This is a genomic window from Mycobacterium sp. TH-M116, assembly GCF_057473685.1.
In genome coordinates, this window is record NZ_JBYCLC010000002.1 from 1 (window position 1) to 6,700 (window position 6,700).

A 6,700-nucleotide genomic window follows, 5' to 3' on the forward strand; every position below is an offset into this window, starting at 1 on the left:
CCGCTGCCGGGCGGCGCCGACCTGAGCGGCAACCAGATGTTCTCGGCCGTCGGCTCGCTGTTCCTGGGCAACGAATCGGCGCTGAACCTCAGCGCGAGCCAGGCCGGCTACCACGGGACGCTGCCGGAGAACTTCTTCATCACCGGACACTCGGCCGGCGGCGGACTTGCCACGATCGCGGCCGGCGACTACGTCGCCGACCTCGGGGCCGGCGCCAACCACCTCGAAGGCGTGGTGATGTTCGACGGAGTCGCCAACAGTTCTTCGGCCTTCGCGAGCGCGATCGCCAACCTGAAGACCTTGAACATCCCGGACTACGTGGTGGCCGCGCAACCCCAGGCGTGGAACGCCTACGGTGCCACCACTAATCAACTGGTCAGTCTGTACCCGGGACACTTCGTCGGGGTCGAACTGCTCAACGGCTCGCACGTCGACTCGCTGCTGGGCAACAAACCGGTCATCGACTTCATCGCGCAGCTGTTCACCAAATACTCACCGGGAGGCGACACCGCGGCCGTGTACACCCTGTCCACGGGCTGGATCAACGACATCTACACCGGGCACAGCCCGACCGATCCGATGTACGGCCTCTACGGGCCCACTGGGCCCTACGTATCACCTGGCGGTCAGCAGATCATCCTGGGCCCGGCCACCGGGCTCGTCCTGCCGTAAGCGATCCAAGCGGATTCCACTGTGCCACTTGTGTTTCTGTGGTCACAGGGCGAGGCTGGAGGTCGCCTTCGACACGGCGGCCGCTCGGCTCCGACATTTCCGCACCCGCACGGGCCTCAGGGTTTCTGGCGTCCCGAACGGCTCAGGCGCCACTCCGGCGGGAAGTTCATGTCATTGTCCTTGACCACGTTGTTGAGGCCCTTCTCGAAGGTGCCCGAGGTCAGGTCGACCTCCTCCGCGTCGTTGGCGATCATCGGCAGCATGCCCTCGACCATGCCGGTGAGCAGACTGCCGAAGTACTCGCCCTTGTGCTGCTTGTAGAGCTCCAGGAACGTCTTCTGCACGGCGACGGTGTCGGTCGGGCGCGAGCGCGAGCAGGCCATCGCGTACTTCAGCGTCTCGTCCTCGAGCTTTTCCCGGGGTACCACGCTGTTGACGAAGCCGCACTCGTACATTTCCTTGGCGCTGAACGGGCGCCCGGTGAAGAGCATCTCGGAGAACTTGCGCAATCCCATCGTCTCGGCCCACCACCACAGCCGCGGACCCCAACCGACGTAGCGGAACGCCGGGTGCCCGAACAGAGCGTCGTCGGAGGCGACCACCAGGTCGGCGTCGCCGGCCTGATAGAAGTGCCATCCGTAGCAGTAGCCCTTGGCTTCGATGATGCTGATCTTGCGCAGCTCCTGCAGCGGCCGGTTGCCGGCGCGGGCCTTGGCGTAGAAATCGGTGACCGTGGACAGGTATCGGTACGACCCGGCGGGCGGGTACTTGACGTGCTCGTCGTTGATGGCCAGCTCGTGCAGCAGCGGCATACCGGGGTTCTCCAGCATTCCTTGCTGTTCGGGCAGGTCGCCGCCGCTGCCGAAGTCCTGCCCCTCCCCTCGGATCACCACGACCTTGACGTCGTCGTCCACGTTGCACTTGTGAATCAGGTCAGCGTAGTTCTGCCGCATGCCCAATGTGGTGGAGTTGAGTTCGTCCGGACGGTTGAAGGTGATGTAGGCGATCCTGTTCTTCGTGTCCTTCTCGAATTTGATGTACTGCTCGGCTGCCTTCTTCATTTTTTCGTAGTCGTATTCCGGCATGATTTTCTCCAGTTTTGTCGTGCCTACTTGAGCAATGCACCCGCGTTGCGGTCGGTGATCTTGGCGCCCGCGTCATCCCGGTACCTGAGCCGGCATGCACTCCCAGCCCCGCACCGTCGACGTCGGGCTCAGCGTGGCGGCGGTGAGGTCGACTTCCCACTCCGGAAACCGTGTGAGGATTTCCTCCAGCGCGACGCGGCCTTCCAGCCGGGCCAGCGCCGAACCGAGACAGAAGTGTGTGCCCACACTGAACGTGAGGTGCGGGCGGACCGGCCGGTGGATGTTGAATTCGCCTGCATCCTGGCCGAATTGGCGCTCGTCGCGGCACGCCGACCCGATGAGCATCATCATCACGCTGCCCTCCGGCACGGTGCGGTCGTAGAGGGTGACGTCGCGCGTCACATACCGCGCGACGTGCGGTGCCGGGGGCTCGTAGCGCAGCAGTTCCTCGATGGCCTGCGGGACGAGTTCGGGATGCTCGGCGAGCGCGCGACGCTGATCGGGGTTCTCGGCGAGGACCTTTCCGGACCAGCCGATCAGCCGCGTGGTGGTTTCGTTGCCCGCCCCGGCCACGACGTTGAGGTACACCAGGATCTCTTCGCGCGTCAGCTTCCGCGTGGTACCGGTTTCGTCGACGAACTCGACGTTGAGCAGTTCGGTCATGATGTCGTCGGACGGGTGCTCGGCGCGCCACTGGATGTACGCCTCGAACTGCTCGCCCACCGACAGGCCATGCTGGGCGGCGTCCATCGGCTTGCCGGCCTCGGTGCGCAACTGCGCGTTGCCCTGGTCGCGGATGTACACCTGGTCGTCCTCGGGGATGCCGAGCAGCGAGCTGATCACCCTCATCGGCATCACCGCCCCCAGGTCGGTGACGAAGTCGAACCGGCCCGATCCCACCAGCGGGTCCAGGAGTTCGGCGCACAACTCGCGGATCATCGGCTCGAGGGCGGCGATCCTGCGCGGCGTGAACATGCGCGAGAGCAGCTTGCGGTGCACGTCGTGGATCGGCGGGTCTTCGAAGATCAGCATCCCCGACGGGATGTCGAGGTTCGCCTTGATCAATTCCAGGATCGCGCCGCGCGCGGAGCTGAAGGTGGCGTGGTCGACGAGCGCCTTGTTGACATCGGCGAAACGACTCACCGCGAAAAAGTCGTAGTCCGCGTTGTAATAGAGCGGCGCATCCTCGCGCAGCCGCGCAAACATCGGATACGGGTCGGCGATGAGCCCGACGTCGTATGGATCGAAATGAACATGGCTCTCGGTGCTCGCCGTCACGGAATCCCTCCTACCACTGCAGTTTCCGGATATCGGCGCCGTTCGCGCAGGCACCGTGTCCGGTTCGGGCAATTTGTACAATCCGCTTAAATGCACTTGCTTCGATATGGGCCGCGAACATCGCGCTTACTCTATTCTCGTAGAGAAACATACGGGGGATGCTGTGGCAAGACCCCGCCGGAGAAACCGCGCGCAGCGCCGTGTGCTCAGCCGGATGCCGCGGTCCGGCTACCGCGCGCCCGGGGTGTGGCGCCGTTCTCGGTCAGCCGGCCTCTGTCCGGGCTCTTCAGGATGCCCACGGCGATGGCCGACAGGATGCCATCGAGCTGTTCTGCGCTGCGGACGACGCGGTCGCCGTGGGCGATGCGCGCCATGAGCCCGTTGATGAAAGTCAGCGTGACGTTGCTCAGGTCTTCCACCACGGCAGATTCCAGCCCGGCACCGTTTGGCATGAGTTGCACGAGAATCTCGCGGTGCAGCCGGGTGAACCCGTCGGTGGCCTGCTTCAAAATCGCGGCCAGCGCCGGGTCTCGCGCGGCCTGCATCGTCAGCTCGTACCTGGCCCGGGTCCGGGAGAGCTGCGGCTCAGCGCCGGCCTGGATCACCACCTGCGACAAACGCGACGGCGAGGGATTCCCGTCGTCGCCGTCGGAACTGTCCGCGACCGACTGCAGTTCGGCCAGGTCTCGTTCGGCCAGCCGCTCGGCGACGGCACGCAGCAGCGCCTCGCGCGTGCGGAAGTAGAACGAGGTGGTGCCGTCCGGAACGCCCGCCTTGCGGTCCACCTTCAGATGGCTCAATCCCTTGGCCCCTTCGTCGGCCAGCAACTGGATCGCGGCATCGCAGAGCTCGCGTCGGCGTTCCGCGGAATTGGGCTTGCGTCTCTTCGCTGCCGTGGGGGTCTGTCGGGCCATGCGCGGATGCCTTCGGGACGCGGGATCTCGATCGAACGTTCGCCGACTCGAAGACTGACCTTACTCTATCTTTGTAGTGTCCGTAAACACGCAGCTCTACGCAGCTCTGCGACGCGCGGATCCGCCCGCGAATCACGAACTGCATGGCGGAAGCGGTATTCGAGCTCAGGCTTCCCCGCGTAGGAGAACTGCTGTTGCACCACTGAGTACCCGCGCTTCCAACCGACTTCGCGACAGAACTCGAAGTGCCCCGGTGATCGCTGGCCGTCGCCGGCCCAGCCGATCGGACCGCCCCTGCGTCGAGGCGGCACGCCGACTGCTGGCCGAGCCTCCGACACGGCGAAAGGATTGACGCTCAGCGCGGCTGCCGCACCGGCAAGCCGGCGGCCCGATAGATCGCGTCGATCACCGTCATGTTCTGCACCGCGTCTTCCGGGGTGGTCAGCACCGGTTCGCCGCGCAGCGCCGCGGCGGCGAACGCGTCGAGCTGATACGCATAGGAAGCGCGGCGCGGAAACCGCTCCACCCGTCTGCCGCCGACCGATCGGACCGAAAGGCGGTTCACCAGGTTGGGCAGGACCGGATTGAGCAGCCGCATCTCCCCACGGTCGCCCACCACGCGCGCGCTGATCCGCAACAGGTGCGACGACCACAGGGAGCAGACGATCCGGCCGGTGTGCCCGGCAGCGAAGCGCAACTCGGCCGTCATCGCACGGTCGACCCGGGGATCCCGCAGTTTCGCCCGGGCCGCAACGACTTCCGGGTCCGCACCGCCGAGCGTGCGGGCCATGTGGACCGCGTAGCAGCCGGCGTCCATCAGGGCCCCCCCGGCCAGCGCGTAGCTGTAGCGGATGTCGGAGAACTTCGGCAGGGGAAAACACATGGCAGTCTCCACCCGCTCGATCTCGCCCAACTCACCAGAGGCCATGATCTGCTCGGCCCGCAGCGTGAGCGGGTGGTAGCGATAGTGAAACGCCTCCATCACCACCCGGCCGGAATCGGCGGCGACCCCGGCGACCTCGCGGGCCTCGGCGGCGTTGGCCGTGAACGGCTTCTCGCACAGCACGTGCTTGCCCGCCGCGAGGGCGGCGCGGGTCCAGCGGCCGTGCAACCCGTTGGGCAACGGGTTGTACACGGCGTCGAGGTCCGGGTCGGCGACCAACGCCTCATAGTCCGCGTGCACCCGGGCGATCTCGTGCTTGGCGGCGAACGCCCTGGCGCGGGACACGTCGCGGGCGGCGACGGCGGCCACCACCACCTCGGGGTTGGCCCGGGCCGGCTTGACGAGCGCCAGTGGCGTGATGCGCGCGGCCCCGAGGACGCCGATGCGCAGCGGAGTTCGACGCTCAGCCACGGGTGCGGCCGGATTGACGGCGGGCGAACGCCGGGGCGTGCTCCGGACGAACCCCCACCCCAACGAAATATGCGGGCACCGCCGAGAGCCAGGGCAGCCGCTCCACCAGCCTCAGCAGCGCCGCCGGAGGGGTGGGATCCGCACCGCGCAGGAGCGGCCCCAACAACACCCGCTGTAACACGCGTTGCACCGCCTGGGTCACCGCGGCCGGAAAGGCGCGCCGGCGCCGGACGGCCGCCAAGTCACCGTCGGTGACGCGGTGCCGGCGCAGGGGTCCGGCCAGCAGCGTCGCGGCCGCCACGGCGTCCTGGATGGCCAGGTTGATGCCGACCCCACCCAGCGGTGACATCGCGTGCGCGGCGTCGCCGATGCACAGCAGCCCCCCGGTGTGCCAGCGGCGCAGCCGGTTCACCCGCACGTCGAGGTACTTGACCTCGTCCATCGACTCCAGCGCGGCCACCGACTCGGGCATGTCGGGCAGCAGCGCCGCGATGTCGCGGCGGAACGCCTCGATTCCGCGGGTGCGTAGTTGGGTGTCGGCCCCCTTCGGACCGAGGTAGGCGATCTGGAAATAGCCTTCGCGCGGGATCACCACCAGGGCTTTGCCGGGTGCGGTGCGCGGAAGCAGGGAGAACTGCGCGGCGCCTTCGCGCGGCAGCCGGAACCACCACACGTCGAAGTTCACCGGGTATTCGCGGGCCCGCAGCCCGGCCGCCCGGCGGGCAACTGACCACCGCCCGTCGCAGGCGACGGTGAGTTCGGCGCGCAGTTCACCGGGCCCGTCGGACGCCGCGTAGCGCACCCCGGTGACCCGCCCCGCCTCCCACAGCAGCCCGGTGACCTCGGACTGCATCCGGAGCGTGAAACTGGGCTCGGCGCGGGCGGCCTCGGCGAGCAGGTTCAGCAGATCCCACTGCGGCACCATCGCGATGTAGGGATGAGGTAGTCGCAGACGCTCGAAGTCGGCGTAGGTCACCGAGCGACCATTGGTGTCGAGCTGCGCCTTGCGCACCTCGCTGTAGTGCAGCGCCGCGAACCGCTCCCCCAGACCCAGCTCGTCGAGCAACTGGATCGTCGTGGGATGCACGGTGTCGCCGCGGAAATCGCGCAGGAAGTCGCCGTGCTTCTCCAGCACGGCGACGTCGACACCCGCGCGGGCCAGCAGCAGCCCGAGGACCATGCCGGCCGGGCCGCCGCCGACGATCGCGCACGTCGTTTTCTCTGCCATTGCGCTCAGCATAGGGGGGAAGCACGTCTCCTGGGGCGCCGCGCCGAGAGCTACAAGTCGGCGTCGAACACTGAAACGGGCTCGAGCAGCACGCCGTTCTCCTCGACGTAGCGGTCCCACAAAGCCAGGAGTTCGGCGAGCTTGTCGGGATGCGCGGCGGCCTGGTCGT

Annotated in this window: 5 protein-coding genes and 1 pseudogene; 1 reads left to right on the forward strand and 5 read right to left on the reverse strand. The window is 67.3% G+C overall.

The features are described from left to right. Positions 1–672, forward strand: a pseudogene (locus AC2VOK_RS00025) (PE domain-containing protein); the annotation flags it as partial. Between the two features lie 116 nt (positions 673–788). Here the strand turns inward: AC2VOK_RS00025 and AC2VOK_RS00030 are convergent. From AC2VOK_RS00030 to AC2VOK_RS00050, 5 genes are all read right to left on the reverse strand, one after another. After that, on the reverse strand, positions 789–1,757 hold the full coding sequence (locus tag AC2VOK_RS00030; protein WP_428898646.1) for an enoyl-CoA hydratase/isomerase family protein: 969 nt from the start codon (positions 1,755–1,757) through the stop codon (positions 789–791). 72 nt (positions 1,758–1,829) lie between these two features. Beyond that, entirely contained in the window at positions 1,830–3,035 is a 1,206-nt protein-coding gene (locus tag AC2VOK_RS00035; protein WP_428898647.1) for a cytochrome P450, read from the reverse strand. A 206-nt stretch (positions 3,036–3,241) separates the two neighbouring features. Further along, complete coding sequence (locus tag AC2VOK_RS00040; RefSeq protein ID WP_428898648.1) at positions 3,242–3,949, reverse strand: TetR/AcrR family transcriptional regulator; 708 nt, start codon at positions 3,947–3,949, stop codon at positions 3,242–3,244. Between the two features lie 355 nt (positions 3,950–4,304). Beyond that, on the reverse strand, positions 4,305–5,303 hold the full coding sequence (locus AC2VOK_RS00045; RefSeq protein WP_428898649.1) for a Gfo/Idh/MocA family protein: 999 nt from the start codon (positions 5,301–5,303) through the stop codon (positions 4,305–4,307). Next, positions 5,296–6,531 carry an FAD-dependent oxidoreductase gene (locus AC2VOK_RS00050; protein WP_428898650.1) on the reverse strand — a complete coding sequence of 412 codons (1,236 nt, stop codon included), beginning with the start codon at positions 6,529–6,531 and terminating at the stop codon, positions 5,296–5,298. The genes AC2VOK_RS00045 and AC2VOK_RS00050 overlap by 8 nt, the downstream gene beginning before the upstream one ends. Positions 6,532–6,700 lie beyond the last annotated feature (169 nt).

Coding starts and splice junctions, on each gene's coding strand:
- AC2VOK_RS00030 (WP_428898646.1), bottom strand. CDS start 1,757: ATGCCGGAATACGACTACGAAAAAATGAAGAAGGCAGCCGAGCAGTAC.
- AC2VOK_RS00040 (WP_428898648.1), bottom strand. CDS start 3,949: ATGGCCCGACAGACCCCCACGGCAGCGAAGAGACGCAAGCCCAATTCC.
- AC2VOK_RS00050 (WP_428898650.1), bottom strand. CDS start 6,531: ATGGCAGAGAAAACGACGTGCGCGATCGTCGGCGGCGGCCCGGCCGGC.